Genomic DNA, 2,550 nt, shown 5'->3' on the forward strand with positions numbered 1-2,550 from the left:
GTCGTGCAGTGCCAGCAGGAGCGCTCGCAGCACAAGAACCGCGCCAAGGCCTGGGACATGCTGCGTGCCCGCATGTATGAAGCCGAACTGAAGAAGCGCGAGGACGCCGCCAGCGCCGAAGCCGCTTCCAAGACGGAGATCGGCTGGGGCCACCAGATTCGCTCCTATGTGTTGCAGCCCTATCAGATGGTCAAAGACCTGCGCACCGGCGTCGCCAGCAGCGCGCCGGATGACGTTCTCGACGGCGACCTGAACGAGTTCATGGAAGCAGCACTCGCTCACCGCATCAGCGGCGCCGCCGACGCGGTCGTCGAGGATGTCGACTGATGCCACGGTAGCAGCAGGATCGAGACGCGAAGGCCCCGGAGACGGGGCTTTTGTTTTGCTCAGACTATTACCTTGATGGCGCTGTCGTGAAACAGCGCTGCCGACAGATGGGCAATCTCGTCATGAATGGCTGCGCGTTCGATGCCCGGGGGATCGGTAAAGAGTTCCGCCGCAAAGGCAAGGCCGAGCGCTGTGCCCTCTGGCACGAAAACATAGTGCCCAAGGCCGCCGCCGAAGATTTTAAGAGCGCCGCGCCGCAGCCGCGCATGCAGCCACGACGAACATTCTTCGGCCGGTGCCGCCCGGTCGGCATCACCTACCAGGATAAGGGCAGGCGCATCGACGGCTTTCAGGCTTTCCTCGCTGAAGCCGAGAACGGACCGGCCCGGCGCGCAGATGAGTGCGGCCTTGATTCTGTCGTCTCGGTAAGACTCCGACATCCGGGACCACGAATCGCGAAACACATCGCTGGTGCGCAGCAATGCCGGGATATGATCGGCAAGGTCGGGAAATTCCCTCGGTCCGCGCGCGCCACCCGGCTTCATCCTGGACGGTTCGAACTGCGAGAACTGGGCGACAGCGCCAAGCAGCAGCATCACACTATAGGCTCCGGCCGAAAATCCGGCTGCGAAGACGTTGTTCGTATCGATATGGCCTGAGAGATCGCTGAGCCACGCATCGCAATGGTCGAGCATGTAGCTTAGATCCGGCGCCCGCTCCCAAAGGCAGGCAAAGCCTTCAGCGCGATAGGGCTCGATGCCGGTATTGCCGTGATGGCTGACGCCGAGCGCGGCAAATCCGCGATCGACCAAGCGTCGCGCCAGCCACTCCAGTCCGGCCGCGGATCCGCCGGTGCCATGCGACAACAGGACGAGGGGATAGGGCCTGGCCTCCGGCCGGATGGGTGCGTCGCGGGCGACGGCCGCCCTCTGGAACCAGCTTCGTTCCGGGATGTCGCTTTGCGCGTCGTCGGCTGCGGGGTACCAAAGGGACCAACTGATGGGTCTGGGGCCGGCGGCGTCCCAGTTCGACCTTCTCTCGTCGTAGAGGACGCCGTCGCGAAAGCCCAGTTTCATCTCTTGGATGCCCTCTGAACACGTCCCAGCCGTCAATTCGTCGCCTTCTCGACGGTGATGTCGCCGAATTCGTCGATCAGCACGGTCCAGCCATCCGGCTCCGCGGCAGGGTCTGTCTTCAGATAGACCGTGGCGAAGAGCCCCGGCTGCTTGATGATGCCGTTCGAATTCTCGGGGCGGATATCGGTCACGTAAGGCTTCAGTTCGGCGAACTCCTGCAGCTCGATGGTCGAGGCGATCGCCGGGCCGGCCTCGGTCTGGGCAATCTGCTGCAGATAGACCTTCGAAGTCCTGTCCGGCTGGCGCACGGCAAAGAGCTTGTAGTAGCCGTGGCGCTGCGTCCCTTCTCCTTCGGGGTTAGCAACGCTCTCGGCGCCCGTCGGTGCTCGCTCGACCGCCGGTGCGTTGCCGTCGTCCTCCCAATAGCCGGTGCTGGTCGCGAAAATCACCGGTGCCGGCAGGAGGGCATCCTGCGCCGGCGCGGCCTCCGCCGTGGCGCTCCATCCCGCAAGCAGGAGGCTGGTCATCAATATCCGTCGCATTGCCATCGTCTCAATCCTTGAACTGCTCGGCGAGAATACGGTCGGACCAGGAGCGGTCGGGATCAGAAAGAATGCGCGCCGTGACATGCTCCGACTGGGCGATGCGGATATGCAGCACCGACTTGACCTCGGTATTGTCGGCCACCGCGTTGACCGGCCGCTTCTCCGGCTCGAGAATGTCGATATCGACGGTCACCTTGTTCGGCAGCAGAGCGCCCCTCCAGCGCCGCGGCCTGAAAGCGCTGACCGGCGTCATGGCGAGCAGCGGCGCCTCGAGCGGCAGGATCGGCCCATGGGCGGAAAGATTATAAGCCGTCGATCCGGCCGGTGTCGCGACCATCAGCCCGTCGCAGATCAGTTCCTCCAGCCGGACGCGCCCGTCCACCATGACCCTCAGGTTAGCGGCCTGATAGGACTGGCGAAAAAGATAGACTTCGTTGATGGCGAGCGCCGTCGAGTTGGTGCCGTCGGCGTTGGCCGTTGTCATCTGCAATGGCCGGAAGACGTTTTCGACGGCGACGCAGATTCGCTCTTGAAGCCGGTCTGTCCGATAATCGTTCATCAGGAAGCCGACCGAGCCGCGATTCATGCCGTAAACCAACTTG

General features: G+C 63.5%; 4 protein-coding genes. 1 reads left to right on the plus strand and 3 read right to left on the minus strand.

The features are described from left to right. The coding region (locus FY112_RS04000; RefSeq protein ID WP_281408440.1) for a peptide chain release factor-like protein at positions 1-327 on the plus strand (327 nt) is incomplete at its 5' end. Positions 328-386: 59 nt separating this feature from the next. On the opposite strand, the gene FY112_RS04005 is transcribed toward FY112_RS04000, so the two are convergent. The 3 genes from FY112_RS04005 to FY112_RS04015 form a co-directional block, all read right to left on the minus strand. Further along, positions 387-1,403, minus strand: a complete 1,017-nt coding sequence (locus FY112_RS04005; RefSeq protein ID WP_151517761.1) for a dienelactone hydrolase — start codon at positions 1,401-1,403, stop codon at positions 387-389. Between the two features lie 32 nt (positions 1,404-1,435). Beyond that, positions 1,436-1,951 (minus strand): hypothetical protein, encoded by a 516-nt coding sequence (locus FY112_RS04010; protein ID WP_151517762.1) that lies wholly within the window; start codon positions 1,949-1,951, stop codon positions 1,436-1,438. A 4-nt stretch (positions 1,952-1,955) separates the two neighbouring features. Beyond that, the coding region (locus tag FY112_RS04015) for an NAD kinase (RefSeq protein WP_246700600.1) at positions 1,956-2,550 on the minus strand (595 nt) is incomplete at its 5' end.

The sequence above is a fragment of the Rhizobium sp. PEPV16 genome, assembly GCF_008919455.1.
Taxonomy (GTDB): Bacteria; Pseudomonadota; Alphaproteobacteria; order Rhizobiales; family Rhizobiaceae; genus Rhizobium; species Rhizobium leguminosarum_Q.

Excerpts from the sequence above, each read along its gene's own strand:
- FY112_RS04005 (WP_151517761.1), bottom strand. The coding sequence starts at position 1,403 with ATGAAACTGGGCTTTCGCGACGGCGTCCTCTACGACGAGAGAAGGTCG.
- FY112_RS04010 (WP_151517762.1), bottom strand. The coding sequence starts at position 1,951 with ATGGCAATGCGACGGATATTGATGACCAGCCTCCTGCTTGCGGGATGG.